15 protein-coding genes and 7 pseudogenes are annotated in these 18,533 nt (G+C 67.4%); 10 read left to right on the top strand and 12 right to left on the bottom strand.

All coding sequences use genetic code 11. The features are described 5' to 3' along the window. Window positions 1-3 precede the first annotated feature (3 nt). From QQY66_RS00915 to QQY66_RS00900, 4 genes are all read right to left on the bottom strand, one after another. Entirely contained in the window at window positions 4-1,086 is a 1,083-nt protein-coding gene (locus QQY66_RS00915) for a LacI family DNA-binding transcriptional regulator (protein WP_301977096.1), read from the bottom strand. A gap of 53 nt (window positions 1,087-1,139) precedes the next feature. Then, window positions 1,140-2,489, bottom strand: a complete 1,350-nt coding sequence (locus tag QQY66_RS00910) for a sugar ABC transporter substrate-binding protein (RefSeq protein WP_301977095.1) — start codon at window positions 2,487-2,489, stop codon at window positions 1,140-1,142. A gap of 176 nt (window positions 2,490-2,665) precedes the next feature. After that, on the bottom strand, window positions 2,666-3,499 hold the full coding sequence (locus tag QQY66_RS00905; RefSeq protein WP_301977094.1) for a carbohydrate ABC transporter permease: 834 nt from the start codon (window positions 3,497-3,499) through the stop codon (window positions 2,666-2,668). A 14-nt stretch (window positions 3,500-3,513) separates the two neighbouring features. Continuing rightward, window positions 3,514-4,413 carry a carbohydrate ABC transporter permease gene (locus tag QQY66_RS00900; protein WP_301977093.1) on the bottom strand — a complete coding sequence of 300 codons (900 nt, stop codon included), beginning with the start codon at window positions 4,411-4,413 and terminating at the stop codon, window positions 3,514-3,516. Window positions 4,414-4,894: 481 nt separating this feature from the next. Here QQY66_RS00900 and QQY66_RS00895 point away from each other — a divergent pair. The 6 genes and pseudogenes from QQY66_RS00895 to QQY66_RS00870 all read left to right on the top strand — a co-directional run. Then, window positions 4,895-5,362, top strand: a pseudogene (locus tag QQY66_RS00895) (class I SAM-dependent methyltransferase); the annotation flags it as partial. After that, window positions 5,354-5,806: a transposase gene (locus tag QQY66_RS00890; protein WP_301987087.1), complete on the top strand. Its 453-nt coding sequence runs from the start codon at window positions 5,354-5,356 to the stop codon at window positions 5,804-5,806. The pseudogene QQY66_RS00895 and the gene QQY66_RS00890, both read left to right, overlap by 9 nt. A 658-nt stretch (window positions 5,807-6,464) precedes the next feature. Next, window positions 6,465-6,770, top strand: coding sequence for a hypothetical protein (locus tag QQY66_RS00885; protein WP_301977092.1), 306 nt, complete (start codon window positions 6,465-6,467; stop codon window positions 6,768-6,770). Window positions 6,771-7,094: 324 nt separating this feature from the next. Continuing rightward, entirely contained in the window at window positions 7,095-7,430 is a 336-nt protein-coding gene (locus QQY66_RS00880) for an Lsr2 family protein (protein WP_301977091.1), read from the top strand. A gap of 369 nt (window positions 7,431-7,799) precedes the next feature. After that, window positions 7,800-8,239 (top strand): annotated as a pseudogene (locus QQY66_RS00875) (hypothetical protein); the annotation flags it as partial. Between the two features lie 853 nt (window positions 8,240-9,092). Further along, window positions 9,093-9,875, top strand: a complete 783-nt coding sequence (locus tag QQY66_RS00870) for a dienelactone hydrolase family protein (RefSeq protein WP_301977090.1) — start codon at window positions 9,093-9,095, stop codon at window positions 9,873-9,875. Here QQY66_RS00870 and QQY66_RS00865 read toward each other — a convergent pair. After that, window positions 9,865-9,972 (bottom strand): annotated as a pseudogene (locus QQY66_RS00865) (IS5/IS1182 family transposase); the annotation flags it as partial. The gene QQY66_RS00870 and the pseudogene QQY66_RS00865 sit on opposite strands and share 11 nt — an antisense overlap. 123 nt (window positions 9,973-10,095) lie before the next feature. Further along, window positions 10,096-11,019 (bottom strand): NmrA family NAD(P)-binding protein, encoded by a 924-nt coding sequence (locus QQY66_RS00860; RefSeq protein ID WP_301977089.1) that lies wholly within the window; start codon window positions 11,017-11,019, stop codon window positions 10,096-10,098. A gap of 101 nt (window positions 11,020-11,120) precedes the next feature. Between QQY66_RS00860 and QQY66_RS00855 the strand changes: the two genes are divergently transcribed. Then, a complete protein-coding gene (locus tag QQY66_RS00855; protein ID WP_301977088.1) occupies window positions 11,121-11,687 on the top strand; it encodes a TetR/AcrR family transcriptional regulator in 567 nt (188 codons plus the stop codon). A 230-nt stretch (window positions 11,688-11,917) separates the two neighbouring features. Here QQY66_RS00855 and QQY66_RS00850 read toward each other — a convergent pair whose 3' ends face one another. From QQY66_RS00850 to QQY66_RS00835, 4 genes and pseudogenes are all read right to left on the bottom strand, one after another. Then, window positions 11,918-13,147, bottom strand: coding sequence for an IS701 family transposase (locus QQY66_RS00850; protein WP_301977086.1), 1,230 nt, complete (start codon window positions 13,145-13,147; stop codon window positions 11,918-11,920). 72 nt (window positions 13,148-13,219) lie between these two features. Continuing rightward, a pseudogene (locus QQY66_RS00845) lies at window positions 13,220-13,348 on the bottom strand (IS5/IS1182 family transposase); the annotation flags it as partial. Window positions 13,349-13,420: 72 nt separating this feature from the next. Next, window positions 13,421-14,155 (bottom strand): SDR family NAD(P)-dependent oxidoreductase, encoded by a 735-nt coding sequence (locus tag QQY66_RS00840; RefSeq protein WP_301977085.1) that lies wholly within the window; start codon window positions 14,153-14,155, stop codon window positions 13,421-13,423. Between the two features lie 370 nt (window positions 14,156-14,525). Further along, the gene (locus tag QQY66_RS00835) at window positions 14,526-15,122 is read right to left on the bottom strand and encodes a TetR/AcrR family transcriptional regulator (protein ID WP_301977084.1); all 597 of its coding nucleotides are present in this window, start codon (window positions 15,120-15,122) and stop codon (window positions 14,526-14,528) included. A gap of 183 nt (window positions 15,123-15,305) precedes the next feature. Here QQY66_RS00835 and QQY66_RS00830 point away from each other — a divergent pair, with 183 nt between their 5' ends. Both QQY66_RS00830 and QQY66_RS00825 read left to right on the top strand, forming a co-directional pair. Next, window positions 15,306-15,695: a transposase gene (locus tag QQY66_RS00830; protein ID WP_367666953.1), complete on the top strand. Its 390-nt coding sequence runs from the start codon at window positions 15,306-15,308 to the stop codon at window positions 15,693-15,695. Window positions 15,696-15,831: 136 nt separating this feature from the next. Continuing rightward, a pseudogene (locus tag QQY66_RS00825) lies at window positions 15,832-16,234 on the top strand (IS5 family transposase); the annotation flags it as partial. A 124-nt stretch (window positions 16,235-16,358) separates the two neighbouring features. Here QQY66_RS00825 and QQY66_RS00820 read toward each other — a convergent pair. Further along, a pseudogene (locus QQY66_RS00820) lies at window positions 16,359-17,417 on the bottom strand (IS256 family transposase); the annotation flags it as partial. A 3-nt stretch (window positions 17,418-17,420) separates the two neighbouring features. On the opposite strand from QQY66_RS00820, the pseudogene QQY66_RS00815 reads away from it, so the two are divergent. Continuing rightward, window positions 17,421-17,546, top strand: a pseudogene (locus QQY66_RS00815) (IS5/IS1182 family transposase); the annotation flags it as partial. A 136-nt stretch (window positions 17,547-17,682) separates the two neighbouring features. Here the strand turns inward: QQY66_RS00815 and QQY66_RS50170 are convergent. Beyond that, the gene (locus QQY66_RS50170; protein ID WP_367666952.1) at window positions 17,683-17,985 is read right to left on the bottom strand and encodes a peptidase inhibitor family I36 protein; all 303 of its coding nucleotides are present in this window, start codon (window positions 17,983-17,985) and stop codon (window positions 17,683-17,685) included. Window positions 17,986-18,533: the final 548 nt, after the last annotated feature.

Genomic DNA, 18,533 nt, shown 5'->3' with positions numbered 1-18,533 from the left:
CGGTCAGGCGGGCCGGTGCGGCGCCGGGCCGGTGCTCTCCCGGACGATCAGTTCCGGTTCGGCCCACAGAGCGGGCGCCGGGGCGTTGTCCGGGTCGAGCAGCCGGTGCAGCATCCCGAAGGCGCCCCGCCCCAGGCCTTCGAAGTCCAGCCGGACGGTGGTCAGGGTGGGATGGGTGTACGCCGCGTACGGCGCGTCGTCGAAGCCCATGACACTGAGGTCGCCCGGCACCTCACGGCCCGCCTCCCGGGCCGCCCGCAGAACACCGAGCGCGAGATCGTCGTTGCCGCACAGCACGGCGGTGACCTGCAGGTCGGCGACCACGCTGCGAGCGGCCAGATACCCGGATCGCGGGCTCCAGCCGCCTTCCAGCGGCTCGGGTACGGGACGACCGGCGGCGCTGAGCGTGTCGCGCCAGCCCTCGGCGCGCTGCCCGACCCTGGTCGTCGAGGACGGGATCGTCATGTAGTGGACGGTGCGGTGGCCGAGGCCGAGCAGGTACCGGGTGGCCTGGGCCGCGGCCGCCCGGTCGTCGAGCCAGGCTTCCGGCCTGCCGCCCGGCTGCCCGGCCTCATGCGGCCGCTCCACCACGGCGGCCGCGGGGAACTCGGCGGGCAACGCCCGCCAGACTCGTTCGCCGGGCGCGTTGAAGGCGATCACCAGGACGGGTTCTCCCGGGCGGGCGAGCCGCCCGGCGACGTCGTCCGGCGTCAACGGGGAGTTCTCGTCCAGGACGCTGACCGACACGGCGAAGTCCGCCGCGCGGGCCGCCTCCTCTATACCCCGCAGGGCGAGAGAGGCGCCGTACAGGATGGTGTCCGAGGTGAGCACGGTGACCGAGCGCACCACTCCCCCGGCCAGTGCCCGGGCGAGCCGGTTGGGCTTGTAACCGAGTTCGTCGATGACCTGCAGCACCCGTTCCCGGGTGGCCTTCCTGACCTTGGGGCTGCCGTTGACCACCCGCGAGACGGTCTGGTGGGACACCCCGGCCGCCTTGGCGACGTCGAAGATGCTGACGGACCGCTGCCGGTCGGCGCCGTCCTGGGACGGCTCCTCGTCACGGCGGGCCGGGGTGTGGTTCTGCATGTCCGTTGGACTCCTGGTGGATCGTCGGTCGTGGCGACTGCTGCCGCCGCTGCCTATTTGACGGCCGAGTTGGACTCCTCGTTGACGGAGTCCGCCGCCGCCTGGGGGGACTGCTGGCCCAGCCACACCTGGTTGAAGGCGTCCTGCACCTTGACGTTGTACGTCGCCGAGGACGTGGTCAGCGGATACCCGACGGTCGTGCCCTCGGCCTCCTTGGAGAAGGCGCTGACGTCCACGCCCCGCTGCTTCCACACGGCCACGTAGTCCTTGTTGAGCGTGGGAATGCCCGGCCACACCGACCCCTCGGAGACGATGATCTTCTGGGATTCCTCCGACCCGAGCCACTTCACCAGTTCCCACGCCTCCTTCGGGTGCTTGCTGCCCGCGTACAGGGCGTTGCTGAGCCCGTTGTACACCGTGCCCTTCCCGACCGGGCCACTGGGCAGCTCGGCGACGCCGAAGTTGCCCTTCATCGAGCTCTGGTAGGCGTTGAGGTCCCAGCTGCCGTCCCACACCACGGCCGCCTGCTTACGGGCCATGACCTGCGGCAGGGACGCCCCGTTGGGCGTGTTGGTGACGGAGGCCGGTACCGCGACGTGGTACTTCAGCCGCAGATCCCGTATGAACTGGATGGCCTCCACGCAGGAGGGCTGGTTGATCGTCCACTTGCCCCACGCCTTGTCCTGGAGCTTGCAGCCGTTCTGCGTGGCCGCGTTCCACCAGTCCGTCTGGCCGTTTGACGACCCGAGCGCGAGACCGTACTGCTTGACGTGCTTGCTGTCGAAGCCCTTCTCGTTCGGGTGCTTGCCGTTGACGTCGACGGTCAGCTTCTGCAGGGCCTTGACGAAGCTGCCGCCGTCGGTGGTGTTCCAGGACAGGCTGCCCAGCTCGTCCTGCGTCAGCCCCGCCTTCTTGAGCATGGTCTTGTTGTAGACCTGGGCGATGGTGTCCCAGTCCTTGGGCAGGCCGTACTGCTTGCCGTCCTGCTGCCAGCCCGCCAGGAGCTTGGCGTCGTAGACGGACGTGTTCAGCTTGTCGGCCTTGATGTACGGGGTGAGGTCGGTGAGCACGCCCTGCTGGGCGAACTGCGGGAAGTACGCCACGTGGTCCCAGAAGACGTCGGGCGCGGTGCGGCCGGCCATCTGGGTCTGCAGCTTGCTCCAGTACTGCGCCCACGCGTTCAGCTCGATCTTGACCTTGATGTTCGGGTGCTGCTTCTCGAACACGGCGATCGACTTCTTCAGCGCCGGCTCCTGCACCGCGTCCCACATGGCGTACCGCAGGGTGACGGTACCTCCGGACGAGGAGGTGTCCGAGCCGGACGAGCCGCAAGCGGTGGTGAGGCAGAGCAGGAGTGCGCTGGTGGCGGTGGCGGCCAGGACTCTTTTGGAGGATGCGGACATGGTTGGGCGTCCCTTTCGGTGCGGGTGGTGCGCGGGGGTGCGGGGGGCGGGGGAGCTGTGGCGTGATGCGGGGGGAGCGAGGGGGAGGCGGGGGGGTGGGTGGAGCGGGGTGAGGAGGCCGGTGGGCGGTCACGTCCTCGGCGGACGGGGACCGCTCGGGCCTGCGGCGCAGGGGCCTACTTCAGGCCGGTGAGCGCGATGGAGCGGACGATGTGCCGTTGGAACAGCAGGAACACCGCGATCAGGGGGAGCAGGGCGAGGGCCGCCCCGGCCAGCACGATGTGCGGCAGGTCGGAGACGTGTTCGCCCTGGAGGGCGGAGATGCCCACGGTGATCACCCGGGTCCGGTCGCTGTTGGTGATGATCAGCGGCCAGATCAGGTTGTTCCAGGTGTTGACGAACGTGATGATCGCGAGTGTGGCGAGGATCGGGCGGCTCAGCGGCAGCATGATCCGCACGAGGATGCTCCAGGTGCTCGCCCCGTCGATGCGGGCGGCGGCCTCCAGGTCCTTGGGAATGGTGCGGAAGTGCTGGCGCACCAGGAAGACGCCGTACGGGGTGCCGAAGAGGGTCGGCAGGATCATGCCCGCGTACGTGTCCACCAGACCCAGGTCACGCATCATCAGGAACAGCGGCACGAGCGTGATCATCTGAGGCACCATCATCGTGGCGAGGTAGCCCCAGAAGAGGACGTCGCGCCCCGGGAACTCCATCCGGGCGAGCGCGTATGCCGCCAGCGCGCTGAACACCACCTGCCCGGCGGTGACGACGACCGCCACGATCAGGGTGTGCAGCAGGAAGGAGGACATCCCGTACTGACCCCACACGGCACCGAAGTTGGCGAACGTGGCCGGATGCGCGGGTGCCCAGGCGTTGGTCGACAGCAGATCCGACGGCCGCTTGAGCGCGCCGTTCAGCGTCAGCAGGTACGGGGCGACCGACAGCAGCGCTCCGCCGGAGAGGATCCCGTACAGCGTCGTTCTGCGGACGGCGGTGGAGAGAGAAGACATGATCGTGGCCGTCCTCAGCTGAAGTCGTAGATGGTGCGCTTGCGGAAGTACAGGAGCTGGACGGCCGTCACCAGTAGGATCACGGCGAACAGCAGCATCGCCAGCGCCGAGGCGTAGCCGCTGCGGAACAGCTGGAACGCCTGCTGGTAGATGTGGTAGTTCATCGTGTCCGTCGACCCGCCCGGCCCGCCCTGGGTCATCACGTAGACGGTGTCGAACATCTGGAACGACCCGATCGTGTTGGTCACCAGCACGAAGAACATCGACGGGCGCAGCAGCGGCAGCGTGATCCGGAGGAAGCGGTGCACGGGCCCGGCGCCGTCCAGGTCGGCCGCCTCGTAGAGCGACTCGGGGATCGCCTGGAGGCCCGCCAGCAGGAACAGCATGGTGTAGCCCGTGTACTGCCAGATGTTGACCGAGGCCAGCACCGGCATCGCCCAGCCGGTGGACGACAGCCACGCCGGGCCGTCCACGCCGAACAGGGCCAGGAACTGGTTGACCACGCCGTGCTGTGGATCGAACGCCCAACTCCACACGATGCCGAGGGCGACCGGCATCGCCATCCACGGCAGGACGAACAGCACCCGGAACACCTTGCCGCCCCGCAGCTTCCGGTTCATCGCCAGGGCGAGCAGCAGCGCCAGCACGGTCTGCGCGGGGATGTTCAGCAGCACGTAGTACACGGTGTTGCGCATCGCGCGCCACACCTCGCTGTCGCCCATCATCTCGCGGTAGTTCGCCAGCCCGACGAAGTGCGGGGCGCCCATCAGGTTCCACTCGAAGAAGCTCATGACGACGACCCCGACGATCGGCGCCACGAGGAACAGCAGGAGCCCGGCGAGGCTCGGCGCGAGGAGCAGGTACGCCTCGAGGGTGGCGCGGACCCGGCCCCGCCTCCGGTGGTTCCCGGCCATGGCCGGCGCCGGAGGTCCGGCCGGGGGACGGCGGCTGCCGTCACCCGGTGGTGAAGGCTCGGTAGCAGGAATGTTATCGATCACACTTAGGCTCCGTCGGGGCGGCTCGTCCGGTGCGGCGAGAGCAAGGTCAGGGAATGCAGAGATGACAGAACCGCCGGAGGTGGGGCTCGCGATGCGGCTGCGCGGTAACTGCGCTGGATGCGAGTGAAGTGTTAGCGCTAACACTGCGCGCGTCAAGGGGTGCCGTGAGGATTCGTGTTCGGAAACGGTGGGTGGGCGCCGGCCCCACCCCTCAGGGCCGCACAGCCGCCGCACAGCTTCGGCTCTTTCGAGATGTAGCCCACAGGCGCAGCGGATCGCGCCGCGGTCGGGGTAAGCGCGTGTTTCCGATCCCTGGTCGCTGTTGATCAGCTATGGGTTGGCGTCGGGGGTCCGCCGGGTTGTTGTCGCGGCGGTAGCTGTTCCGGGGAGGGGACGAGTGGTGCAGACGGTGTTTGATGAGTCGGAGCGGCGGGCGTGGGCGGGGCAGGCCGATGCCTATGCTGCGAGTTTTGTCAAACTCTGCGTATATTCGGTGCCTGGGCTCCTCGACACTGTCGGGGTCAGTGAGGGTGTACGGGTCCTCGATGTGGGGACGGGCACGGGCGCCGCCGCCGCAGTTGCATGTGAGCGAGGAGCGAAGGTGACGGCCGTGGATGCCGAAGCCGGCACGGTCGCCCGGGCTGGGCTGGCGGCTCCGGAAGCTGACGTGCGGATTGCTGCTCTGCCCTGCTTGCCGTTCGCCAACGACGAGTTCGATGCCGTGGTCGGCAACTTCGTTCTCAACATGTCTGACGGCCTCGGGAAGCCCTGAGCGAGTTGCGACGGGTGACGCGTCCCTGGCGGGCGGATAGCCGTCACCATCTGGGCGGTTCCCGCGGCCGCCGGGCAGGCGCTGCTGGGCCGGATCGCAGGCCGCTTCGCCCGGGTTGAACCCCGGCGCCGGACAGGGAGGTTGGTGCTGGGGCTGCTGTCGGACCTGCCGCGCAAGAACTGCTGGAGCATCGCGGAGTGGGCCGGGGAGGCCGGCCCGGACGGCATGCAGCACCTGCTCGGCCGGGTCAAGTGGGATGCCGACGCCGTGCGCGATGACGTGCGCGAGTACGTGCTGGAACATCTGCACGACGAGGACGCGGTGCTGGTGGTCGACGAGACCGGGGACGTGAAGAAGGGCACGCACACCGTCGGCGTGCAGCGGCAGTACGCCGGCACCGCGGGGACTCGTATATCAATAAGTGTTCGACAGAGGGGTGTTGGTGGGAGTCTGAGATATGACTCCGTGTCTGGCAGGTCGCGTTGCCGCTCGTGCTCTGCGGGCCAAGTTCGATCAGATCCTGCCGCACTTCGATGAGCGTCGCCGTCGGCTGTACCTGGCCAGTGAGGCGACGGCCCGGCGAGGGCCGGCGCGATCTTCTCCTGCGCCCGGTGCAGCGAAGCCGTGTGCCGGGCGAACCGCTCGGTGAGCCCGTCGACCTGCTCGACGAAGGTCCGGCGATCACAGTCCCGGGCTGGGCATATGAACCGGCTCGCCAGCAGGTCGATCACGGTCCGGTGCCCGGACACCGCCACGTCCGCAAAGCGCCGCCGGTACCCGCCGTGGACACGGCCCGACACCGTCCCGCACCCCCTCCACCGTCACCGTCGACAGGTGGAAGAAGGCGGCCCAGAGCACGCTGAAGTCACACGAACACCCACCCTTCCAGGCACCCGTGACGCCCAGTCATGGCTCCGCAGAGAGTGGATCAGAACCGTATGTCGCGGCCACGGTCATCGCGCCCTGGCCGGAAGGAAGCCAAATCACATGAAGGCCTGATGAAGCATCAGTAGGGTACTTATTCCGGATTCAAATGGTTGTGTCCATAGCGTCTCTGGATGCTATCTCCTACTTGTGGGCTTGTTTTTCGGGAACTGCCCTGGAAAACTACTGGGCAAGAGAGGACGGCAAAGGAAAGTCCATTATTCTCTCTGATTCCCATGGCCGTTCGGACAGTAATCCGAGAAGGAGAGCAGTGGGTATTCGTATTCGATTGGCGACCGGGCTTCTGCTGGCCGCGATTGCGGGCGGGGTGGTGGTCGGTCTCGCGCCGGCAGCCGGGGCCTCCCCGGTGGGCGGCGCGACCAGTGCAGCCCCAGCCACAACGTGGTCGGATTGGGGCCTGGTTGAAGGGCCGTTCAGCTCGGACGAAGAAGGTTTCGAGGCCTGCAAGGCCCGGGCCCAGTACTGGACGGAAGAGACCCGAATATTCCATTTCTGCAGGTACAAGGACGGCTCGGACGGCGTTGCCGCGGGCTGGTGGGTCTGGATCTATAAATAACTGAGGTTTCCTCGCCGGGCAACGTCCCGGTATCCGCCTCTTTCCTGTTCGGCGGCCCGGTCACTGGAGTGGCCGGGCCGCCGATGCGGTTAGGCGAGCCCATCTCCCCCGCAGTCGCCAGCCGGGCCGCCGGGCGCCCGGCGCCATCCAGCGCGTCGAGGACCGCAAGACCCATCGAGCTCGGCTTCTCGAACGTACGTACATCAACAAGGACAGAAACCTGAACATCTCGATGCCTTCGTGACAGTCCGGAGAAATAGCACTACCGGAGCCCGACTGCTTGCGATTGCCGGATCTGCCTGAACGTGCCCTAGGATCCCCCTCATGGCCCAGAAGGTAGTCACAACATATGTGGATGACTTGACCGGCGAGGAATCGACGGAAATCGCCACGCACAGCATCCTCATCGACGGAGCTGGGGTCGAGATCGACCTCACGGATGAGAACTACGAGAAGCTCCTTGAGATCTTGAACCCCTATCTCCATGCCGACGGTGCTCGCAGGATTCGCGGTGCCGCGAAGGGGAAGAGCAAGGCGTCGACTGGTGGCAGGGACGAGTCGTCGGCGGTCCGGGCTTGGGCGAAGGCAAACGGCTTCGAGGTCAGCGATCGCGGTCGTGTTCCGGCTGCCGTCCGCGAGGCCTACGAAAAGACTCGCTGATACTCGTCGAATAGATGGCGGCCCCGCTGACGCGGGGGCCGCCGTGCATTCCGCGGTCAATGACAGCACCCGGTCTGCACGGCCTGATGACGTCAATTCCGAGCTTGCTCTCAGTCCGCTTGCCGGTACAGGTTCGAGCACACCATGGCCCTGGAGTTGCAGTGCGCACTGCTCTCCGAGCCCGCCAGCCCTCATCCGGACATCCGAATACGAGACCTCTCGGCAGGCGAAGAGGTGTAGTCCCCACGTGCGTTGAACTTCCGGGCGGCGGCGGCCAAGCGCCTCCGCAGACGGTGCGAGCGACCCCGATGAGTTTGGGGCCGCCTGGCTTGCATACCCGTCATCACAACACCGGAGATCACGCGATGACTGCTCGGCAGCCTCACCTACGACGCATTTGTCGAACTCGCCGCCGCTGAACCAGCCGTCGTCGGCTTCGTTCTCAAGGGTTCCCGGGCCCACGAGTTCATGACCACCGACCATTCCGACCACGACCTGTACGTCGTCCTCGCCGATGGCGCGACGACGGCCCTCACCTGGTTTGCGGGGCACCGCACCCCCGAACTCGACCTCGTCATCCTCTCCCTCGACGAGTTCCGCGCCGTCGGCATGCCCGGCCTCGGCATGCCCGGCCTCGAGCGATACGACCTTGCGGCGCCCGGATCGTGCTCGACCGGCTCGACGGAGGCATCGCCCAGATCCTGGCCGGCAGGGCATGGTTCGACGCCGATGAAGCCTTCCGGGAGCCGGGCGAGTGGCTCGATGCCTCTGCCAACTCCCACTACCGCTCTATCAAGAACGACCGCGATGTCACAGAGTGGATCCGAGCGAAGGCCGTGGTCGTGAGTCTGGGTGTCAGGGCGTCCTGCGGGATGCGTTCGCGCAGGTGCCACGCTTCCGGACGGAGTTGTATGCGTGTCTGACCGCGCGAGGTGACGCGCTGTTCGATTGTGCGACGGGTTGTTGTACACGGAGGAGTCGGTGCGGACCCTGGTCGACCTGGCACTCGCGATGGAACACCGCCGCGGGGGCGAGGGGCCCGACGGACGAACCGGCCACTCGCCGACCGAACGACTCGCCGCCCGTGTGCCGCACCTGCGGGCTTCGCTGCACGGACAACCGCTGGTGCCTGTACCTGAACGATGAGCAGGTCGAGTCGGGGGCGTACGGACTCTACCTGCACATGCTGGGGGCTCCTCGGCCGAGGCCAACCTGGCTATGGCGACGCGTTTTGGGACCACCGGGGCGTCTCGAATCGGCCCTAACCTGTGAAGATCGCCGCCAGCGGAGACGGCTTGAAAACAGTCCTACTTGGCCCTCTGGGCCGGTCACGGGCAGGGCCGATGAAGGTCGCCTCTGAGCGGGCTTCACATTTCGGGGCCTGCTGGAATCGCCTCGGTGGGGCCGGAGGAAGTCGCCCCTAGCCGGCCAGCCCTCGTATGGCGTGTCCACACCTTCGCAGCCTCGGCGGCAGAGGTCTCAGGAGCGGTGTTGGCGGCACCAGGCACTGGTGGGACGGACGATGCCGCCCGGGCTTAGCGGTCATCTCATTTGGTCAGTGAGCGGTAGTGAATGAGGGCTGAATGTGCTTGGGTGAACGGCGGGCCGTTCCAGCGCCCCAGCCGCCCGCCGGTTATGACGTCCTCCTGCTTGGATGACTGCGTGGACGAGGTAATCGAGTGGACCGACCGCCGCATCATGGACGGCGGTGTCGTTGAGCAGGGATTTTGTCTGACCCGAGAAGTCGGCGTCGTTCCTGGGGTGCTCTGGCTGTCACCATCGCCTGTCACTTCACCTCCTCCGCTGGTCCTGCTGGGGCACGGGGGCAGCGGGCACAAGAAGAGCGAGCGAATCGGTAGTCTCGCTCGCTGGTTTGCGTCCCATGCCGGCCTTGCCGCACTTGCGATCGACGGGCCTTACCACGGTGATCGAGTGCCGGGCCCTATCCCGACCGCGGAGTACCAGGCCCGCATCGCCGAAGAGGGGATCGACGTCGTCCTCGATCGAATGGCGGACGACTGGCAGGCGACTGTGGACGCCCTCGGGGCCTTGGGCATCGCGGACACTGACCACCTCGCCTACCTGGGAATGTCCATGGGAACACGGTTCGGCGTCCCCTTGGCGGCCGGACTGGGCGACGAACTCCGCTGTGTAGTCTTCGGCAAGTTCGGCCTCCGGCAAGGACCAGCCCTGCACAAGGGCTTGGAAGCGCCGAAACGTACCGCGACGGAGGCCCGACGGATCACCGCCCCAGCCCTGTTTCACCTCCAATGGCACGACGAGATCTTCCCCAGGGACGGCCAGTTGGCCCTCTTCGACGCACTAGGGTCACAGGACAAGCGACTGGTCAGCTACGCCGGTCCCCACGCGGAAACAGAGCCCGCGGCCATAGCCCTCTGGCGCGACTTCGTGTCCCGCCACCTGGCATCTCACGTCAGTCGGTGAGTCGGCGGTAGCAGTTGAGGGTGCAGGCGATGCTGGCGAAGGCCAGGAAGTGGTCGGCTTTGCGTTCATAGCGGCGATGGAGGCGGCGGCATCCCGAGGAATTGTCAAATTCTGTGGACGGCTTGCGTGGGATTCAGGATTGTGTTCGTGGTGAGTGGGTGGCGTCGTAGCCGGAGAGGACTTGGCCCTCCTGGCGAACCGGACGAGACCTGGGGCCGTGTCAGGCCTTGGCCCGCATGTGTTCCTGCGCCCATTCCTCGAAGCTGGTGAGTGGGATGCCGAGGTCCCTCGCGTAGTGCGGGCGGCCCGGCTGGCCGGCCACGTTCAGCCACTCGTAAGAGGCGGCATACGCCGGCATCCCGGCGGCGAGGGCCTCCTCCTCGGTCATGTCCGGTGCGGAAAGCTGCGTGCCCAGTGCGCGGGAGAGGACCTCGGCGATCTCGGTCATCGACAGGTAGTCGCTCGCCAGCTCCAACTCGACGCCGTCGAACTGCTCCGGCGCGGCGAGGGCCGCGGCGGCTGCCCTGCCGATGTCGTCCACCGCGACCAGGGACACCCGGGTCTCCGGGTTCAGGACGGTCACCAGGCCACCCTCGATGCCACGCGGGAACAGGAACGCCATGGACGGGAGGAAGTTCTCCATGAAGGTGGCCGGCTTGAGGAGCGTCCAGTGCGGGAAGCCGGCCGCGCGGAGTCGGTCCTGGATCGCGCTCTTGGCGCTCATTGTGGGTTCCATCGAAGCCCAGCGGCCCTCGGCCCAGCCGGGAGTTTCGGTGTGCTGGCCGGCGCCGGAGACGGACGTGTGCACGAACTGCCGCACTCCGGCGGCCTTCGCGCCCTCGATGAGGTTGGTGCCCTGGGTCACCTCCCCTTCGAAATCGAAGCCTTCCGCGGTCATGGCGGGCATCTGCACGGAGAAGACGGCGCGGGCACCCTCGGCAGCCCGGACCACGGAATCGCTGTCGTGAAGGTCGCCGGTGACCAGTTCGGCGCCGAGCGCCTCGACGGCCTTGGCCCGGTCGGTGGCCCGGTCGCGCACCAGGGCACGGACGGGCACGTCTGCCGCGCGCAGGGCACGGACGGTGGCGCCGCCCTGTTTGCCGGTGGCGCCGGTGACCAGGACGGGCGCGGAGTGTGTGGACATGATGCTCCTCGGGTGCGCGGCGAATAAACGGCGGGGCCCGCCGTTTCTGTTCCGGTACGATATGGCGGGGCCCGCCACTTAGCAAGCACGGAGAGGACGCCATGCCAGACCGACAGCGCGCCGACGCCCGGCGCAACTACGCGCGGATCCTCGCCGTGGCAGAGGAGGAGGTCGCCGCCCAGGGCACCGCCGCCTCCCTGGAACAGATCGCCCGCACCGCGGGGGTCGGCTCGGCGACCGTGCGCCGGCATTTCCCCACCCGCCGCGCACTGCTGGAGGCGGTCTCCCGGAAACGGATCGAGGCCCTGTGCGCCCGCGCCCACGACCTGACCGGCAAGGACGACAGCCGGGACGCGCTCCTGGAGTGGCTGGGTGACGTCGTCGCCTACTGCATCTGCGCCCGGGGTCTGGCAGCCGCGCTGGCCTACGACGGTGCCGGGTCCGACCCGGTGCATGAGAACGCCTGCTCGGCGGCGCTGGAAGAGGCGGCAGGCCCGCTGCTGCGCCGCGCCGAGCAGGGCGGCGCGGTGGCGGCAGGCGTCACCGTCACAGACCTGATCACGCTGGTCGTCGGCATCGTCCTGGCCACGGAGCACTACCCCGACCCCGCCGCCCGGGCGGAGCGGCTGTTCCGGCTGGCCGTGGCGGGACTGAGCCCGCAGAGCTGAACAAGGCGCACGACCGGCAGAGCCGAGAACGGGCCTGTACCTTTCCTGGCGCACTCACCACTGAAGCGACCCGCTCGCAGCGTCCGCCGGCCATGATCCGCCGGACCCGCTCCTAGTAGTGCTTCGTTAAGTTCTGGATCTGCTGGCCGACAGGGGCCGGCCGCAGGTGGTGCAGGTGCCGGTCCAGCACTTCAGCAGGTCCTGGAGGATGTCGAGGACCTGGTAGAGGGTCAGGCCGACGTGTGTGCTTTTGGGTCGAGCCGCCGCAGGGTGAGGAAGGCCTGGGCGGCGGTGACGAGGGTGACGTGGTGGTGCCAGCCGCGCCAGGTGCGGCCCTCGAAGTGATCTAGCCCCAGGCCGTGTTTGAGTTCGCGGTAGTCGTGCTCGATCCGCCACCGCATCTTCGCCCACCGCACCAGGTCGGTGATCGGGGTGGTAACCGGCAGGTTGCTCATCCAGTACCCGGTCGGCCCGGCAGCTTCTTCGGGCTGCTCGACGAGCAGGGTCCGCAGCGGCAGAACGCCGTCCCAGCGGCTGCGTCCGCCGGCCTGCTCCTGGGCGGTTCGGCTGGCCTCCTTGCCCGACGGCCTCACCTCGAGCACGGCGAAACGCGAGGTCATCGCACCTTTGCTGCCCTGCCGCCAGGTGACCTCCTGAAACAGGGTGTCGGCGTCGATGAGGCCCAGAAGCGGTCGGGCGGGGTCGCGGTAACGGGGCAGCGTGGGCGGCCCCAGCCCGGCGTAGTCGGGCTGATGAGGTTCGGCGGTCGAGGGCCGGGCGATCTCCTTGGGATCGACGGCCATGACGTAGGACCAGCCGCGTTCCTCCAACGCGAGCCGGAAGGAGACGCTGCGGCCATATCCGGCATCCGCCACGATCACCGATACCGCCAGCCCCTGCGCGGCCAGCCGGTCCAGCACCCCCAGCGCCAGACGCGTCTTGGACACATGACAGACCTCGTCGGGCACCCCGGCTCGTCGGCGCCGCTGCTGGTCTTGCGACCATTCCCCGGGCAGGAACAACTCCCACTCCAGCGGGCACGAGGCAGCGTCGGTGGCCGCGTGCACACTGACCGCGACCTGGCAGTTCGCCCGCTTTCCCAACGCTCCGCAGCACTGGCGGGCCACCCCCACCGACGCGGTGCCGCACTTGGGAAACGACACGTCGTCGACCACCCACACCTCAGGCCCGATCGCCTCGCACAACCGCCGGGCGATCCGCTGGCGCACGGGTGTCCACTCCCACGGCGACTGGTTCACGAACTGCTGCAGGGCCTGCATGTTGCCGTCCGGCAGCCGCTCGGCCATCGGCTGGATCGACTTGCGCCGGCCGTCCAGCATCAGGCCCCGCAGATAACACTCGCCCCACCGCCGCTGATCCCGCCGCGGCAACGACCCGAACACATCGGCAACGAACTCCGATAACTCACCCCGGAGCCGTTCCACCTCCCCCAACCTCATGCTTCGAAGATGCCCATCACCACGCGAGATCACCCAAGGTAACGAAGCACTACTAGGTGTATTCGGTTGCGATCAACAGATGGCCCGGGCGAGGTCCTTGAGCCAGATCATCGAGGCGCGAAGGTAGTGGCCGGAGGTGTAGCTCGCGTGTGTCTTGTCGTACCGGGTAGCGATACCTCGCCACGCCTTCAGGTTATCGAGACACGCTCCAAGCCACCGCCCCAGCCCCGGACCGTGCGTGAGACACACCTGAATCGGCGCTTACGAGAGCGCTCATGCCTGCGCGTATCCACCGTCGGCGAAGAACTCGGCACCGTTGACGTAGCTCGACGCGTCCGAGGCGAGGAACGTCGTCACGGCGGCGATCTCCTCGGGCTCGGCAAGCCGGCCGAGGGGAACAGCGCCTTCGGCCTGCTTGAGCATCTCGGGTGTGACCAGCTCAAACAGACCAGGGGTGCGCGTACCGCCCGGGGATACGACGTTGACCCGGAAGCCGTGTGTGCGCGCGCTGAGAGCCCAGCCGCGGGCGAGCGTGCGGACTGCGGCCTTCGACGCTGCGTAGACCTCAAGTCCCAGGTTGGGCCGTGTCGCAGCGATCGAACCCGTCAGGATTACCGAAGCGTTTGTGCTGAGCAGCGGCAGCGCCTGCTGGAGAGTGAAGATCGTTCCCTTGACGTTGGTGGCGAACACCGAGTCGATCAGATCTTCCGTCACCTCGCCGAGCGGCGCCGCGGTGCCGACGCCGGCGTTGGCGACCAGCACGTCGATGCGTCCGGCCTGGTCGCGCACGGTGCTGTAGAACGCAACTAGCTCTGAGGGCACCGAAGCATCGCAGACCACGCCGGTCACGCCAGGTCCGAGCTCGGCAACCGCGGCGTCGAGCGCGTCTTTGCGGCGACCGGTGATGAACACCGTGGCGCCCTCGTCGCGGAATGCGCGCGCGGTCGCGAACCCGATGCCGGTGCTGGCCCCGGTGACCACGGCGACCTTGTCTTCCAAGACGGCCATGCCGCCTCCTTCAAGTTATGGACTGTTGCGTCCACAACCTTCCCTGATATGGACCGCACAGTCAAGATTGCTTCGGCATCGGGGCTTCCCGGCGCGGCCCCGTAGCCGGGCTGAGCAGGCTGCGGGCAGTTGTCCCGCACCCGCGACCTCTGGTCGGACAACGGCGGGGCCACACCACCGGCAGCGCCGACCGCCGCGGCGGTATCGGCCTGCCGGGTCGCGATTCGAGTCGCCTGACGACTGGCAGCGCGCAGGAGCCCGGCCTGCGGAGCGCGGTCCTCCGCAGGAGTCGCAGCGCACAGCCTCAGGGCGGCCCCAGGGTTCGGAGTCGGTTGCAGGCCGTGGCGGTACAGGTCGGCCGGTGTTGCTGCTACTGCGCCGGAGTGGGCAGCAACCGTGCCAGGGCGGACTGGGCTATCACGGTGAGCGCTCCGATGTCCATGCCGGTGCGCCCGAGAGTGATGAGGCCGAGTTGCGCGACGAGGGCCGCGCGGGCGGTCTCAGAAGGGTCGATGTCGAGGTCGAGGTCGCCTTCGCTCTGGGCGCGCTCCAGCGCCGCGGTGAGGACGGTGGCGATCGCGTTGTAGCTGCGGCGAGCCTCAGCTGCGACGTCCGGAGTGCTGGCGGCAAGCTCGGCGTTGCTGTTGGCCAGCAGGCAGCCCCGACGCGCAACTGCCCCGGTCGGATCGCCGGTCAGGCCGAGTACGAACTCGCGCACCACGTCGATCCCCCGCGCCGCGGAAACCAGACGCTCGCGCAGCATCAGCAGGTTCGCGTCGTCGTAGTCGCGCAGCACCCGCAGGAACAGGCTGCGCTTATCCCCGAACGCCCCGTAGAGGCTGCCTTTGCCCAGCCCGCTCACGCGCAGCAGGTCGTCCATCGATGTCGCCGCGTAGCCCTTGTCCCAGAACTCGTCGCGGATAGCGAGAAGCACGCGATTTTCATCGAACTCACGAGGTCGAGGCATACCCGCACAATACAAGTTCTGGACCGCATGGGCCACAATGAACTCCGGGCCGCCATGTCCCCGGCTTGGCTCGGGAAAAGTCCAGCCGAAAACCGGTGCTGGAGTGCCAGGGCGCGCATCACGTCGTGATCAATCTGCGAGATTTGCCTTCGCGGCAGGCCCCAGACCGGTGGACGTTCTTGGGTGGCGCGAGTGCAACTGACGGATTCGGAGTGGGAGTTCATCAAGCCGTACCTGCCGGTCGGTGAGTACGGCCCGTACCCCGAGCGACTGCGGCAACAGTTCGAGGGTGTGATCTGGCGGTTCAGGACTGGCGGGCAGTGGCGGGAGATGCCGGCGCAGTTCGGCGCCTGGTCGACCGTCCACAACCGCTTCCGGCAGTGGCGTGACGCCAGGGTCTTCGAGGCCCTGCTGGAGGGCCTGATTGCGGAAGCCGCGAAGCGCGGTGAGGTGGACCGACCTTGTCCCTGGTCAGCATCGACTCCACCACCGTCCGGGCCCACCACGACGCGGCCGGGATGCACCTGGACGAGGATGTCTCACCTCTTTGGAGAAGGTCGCCATGGAGGCTGAGAAGGCCAACGTAAAGGGGGCGATTGCGACGAACAAACCGGGACAAGTGGGCCGAAGGAGCTCCTGAACGGGATGAACGAAGACACATCCGGCGCCGGCACAACCTTCGGCTGAAGGCCGCCCTCCTCGGACGCTCCAGGGCGGACAGACCAGCAAAATTCACGTCGCCGGCGATCGGAGATGCCGCCCGCTGGCGTTCCTCCTGACCCCGGGCCAGGTAGCGGACAGCCCGCAGTTCATCCCCGTCCTGAAGAGGGTACGGGTGCGCGGGCTCGTCGGCTGTCCCCCGCACGCGGCCTGACGCAGTCGCCGGAGACAAAGCGTACTCGTCGCATGACAATCGCGCCCACCTGCGCAAACGCCGTATCAAGGCGGTCATCCCGGAGAAGATGGACCAAGCTGCCAACCGGCAGAAGAAGGACAGCCGGGGCGGTAGGCCCGTCAGCCACGACGCCGATCTTTACAAGGCGCGGAACACCGTTGAGCGGCTGATCAACAAGCTGAAGGCGTGGCGAGGTATCGCTACCCGGTACGACAAGACACACGCGAGCTACCTCTCCGGCATCTGCCTTCGCGCCTCGATGATCTGGCTCAAGGACCTCGCCCGGGCCATCTGTTGATCACAACCGAATACGCGCCCTAACCGGCTCCGTCGGCGGCAGGCTAGGCGGCGTGCTCGTCGGATCGTTCGACGAGCACGCCGCGTTCGAAGCGGGCTCCGGCACGGACGAGGGCGACGAGGTGGGGTGCGTTCACGGCCCGCCACCGCTGCTGGGCGGTCTCGACGCGCTTGAAGACCATGGCGAGGGCGACGGCCGCGCTGCCAGCGCCCTTGGTCACCTTCGTGCGGAGCCGGACCGTGGCGAAGGTGAACTCGATGGGGTTGGTGGTGCGCAGGCGGATCCAGTGGCCGACGGGGAAGTCGTAGAACGCCAGCAGCTCGTCCACGTCATCGGTGATCTTCCTGACCGCCTTGGGCCACTTGGTGCCGTAGGCGTCCTCGAAGGCGGTGATCTCCTTGAAGGCGTGGTCACGGTCCTCGGCGTTGTAGATGTCCTGCAGAGCCTTGCGGGCGCCTGACTGGGCCGACTTCGGCAGCGTGTTGACCACATTGGCCGTTTTATGAACCCAGCATCTCTGGTGCCGGGCGGCCGGAAAGCCTTCGGCCAGAGCCTTCCAGAAGCCGAGCGCGCCGTCGCCGACGGCGAGGACGGGTGCGCGCATGCCGCGGCGGGCGCAGTCCCGCAGGAGATCGGCCCAGGATTCGGCGGACTCGCGGTAGCCGTCGGACATCGCGATCAGTTCCTTTGTGCCGTCGGCACGTACGCCCATGAGCACCAGGACGCAGGACTTCGCCTCGGCCAGGCGAATGCGCAGGTGGATGCCGTCGGCCCAGACGTAGACGTAGTCGCTGCCAGCCAGGTCGCGCTCGCCGAACGCCTTGTGGTCGGCCTGCCACTGGGCAGTGAGGCGGGTGACGGTGGCCGGCGAAAGACCGACCGAGCTGCCCAGGAACTGCTCGAGCGCGGGCACGAAGTCACCGGAGGACAATCCGTGCAGGTAGAGCAGGGGCAGCACTTCGCTGATCTTCGGGGACTTCCGGGCCCAGGGCGGCAGGATCGCCGAGGAGAACCGCTTGCGCTCGCCCGTCGTCTCGTCGGTGCGCCTGTCGTTGACGCGCGGCGCCTTCACCTCGACCGTCCCGGCCGCGGTGGTCACCTTCCCCGGGCACCGGTCGAGCGCGGCGTCGCACGGCTCAAGTCCTGGCGGATCTTCCGCAAAGCCCGACGCAGCCCGAATCGAATGACGTCGATCGCCGCCGCTGTCCTCACCCTGGAGCGGCAACGCTGAAAACGCTCACTGACAGCATTCGCGTGGTCGAGTCGAGCTATCAGGACTGAGCAGAACAGTCGCCCGGTGCTTGTGGAGTGCCCGCGTTTCCGCCCCGCCGACCTGGTCGGCGGGAGTTTTCAGAGGGCGACCGTACTTAGAGGTAGAACCACCCACTGTCGATCTTGTTGTTCCAGGTACCGTCACGACCGATTCGATCGATGCTACCCAGGTCCGGCAGCCTATCGCCAGGGTCTACGCGAAGTGAGACATCGCAGTTGTCGTCCTCCAGGAGGGCTATACGCCCCGTGCGGTTCCAGACGCTGTTCGTACGGTTTACGGAAACGCTGGTCAGCCTCCAATCGTCGGGGGGCGTTAAGACAGCGAGGCGCAGACCGCCTGCCTCTCGGTTGTCCCAGAGGCAGAGACGGCCCTGGGGGCAGTCATTGAATGCGTTCACTCCGATGTTGGTTCCGGGAGCGCCGAAGCGTTGAACTGCTGATGCCTGCGAGGCGGCCTTGGGGTCCCCCTTGGGGTAGGTGTCGGCGATGGCGGGCGCAGCGCCCGCCGCGAGGGTCGCCGAGAATGTGCCGACCGACCGTGAGGATACGTCGCATGTGCTTCATGTGTTCTCCCCGAGTTGGGTGGAATTGCAGTCGTCCGGTGTGGTTTTCGTCCACGTGACTGCCACTACGCGCTTGATTTTCTTCATCCCGCTGTGGTCGCAGCCGCCGAGTACAAGCCGACGACAGCCAGTGCCTTACGGAGAATCATGAGACCTCTTCCAGTCCTGCGGATCGGTTCCTTCCATCGAGCGTTCACCGACGAGGCCACGGCCGTCCGTGCCGTCGGTGGCGCCGGTGTCTCAACTCTCGGGGCAGCGAGCGTTGTACGTAAGGCCAGTTGGGGGAGTAGACAAAGGTGTGAGTGTGAGACTGTGCAGATACTCGTTCGCACAGCACACCCCCACAACGAGCCACCCCGGAGTCGCCTGAACACGGAAACAGA

This window comes from Streptomyces sp. DG2A-72, assembly GCF_030499575.1.
In the GTDB taxonomy this organism is placed as follows: domain Bacteria; phylum Actinomycetota; class Actinomycetes; order Streptomycetales; family Streptomycetaceae; genus Streptomyces.
Note: the sequence above shows the minus strand (reverse complement) of the source record. Positions and strands in the feature narration are given on the sequence as shown.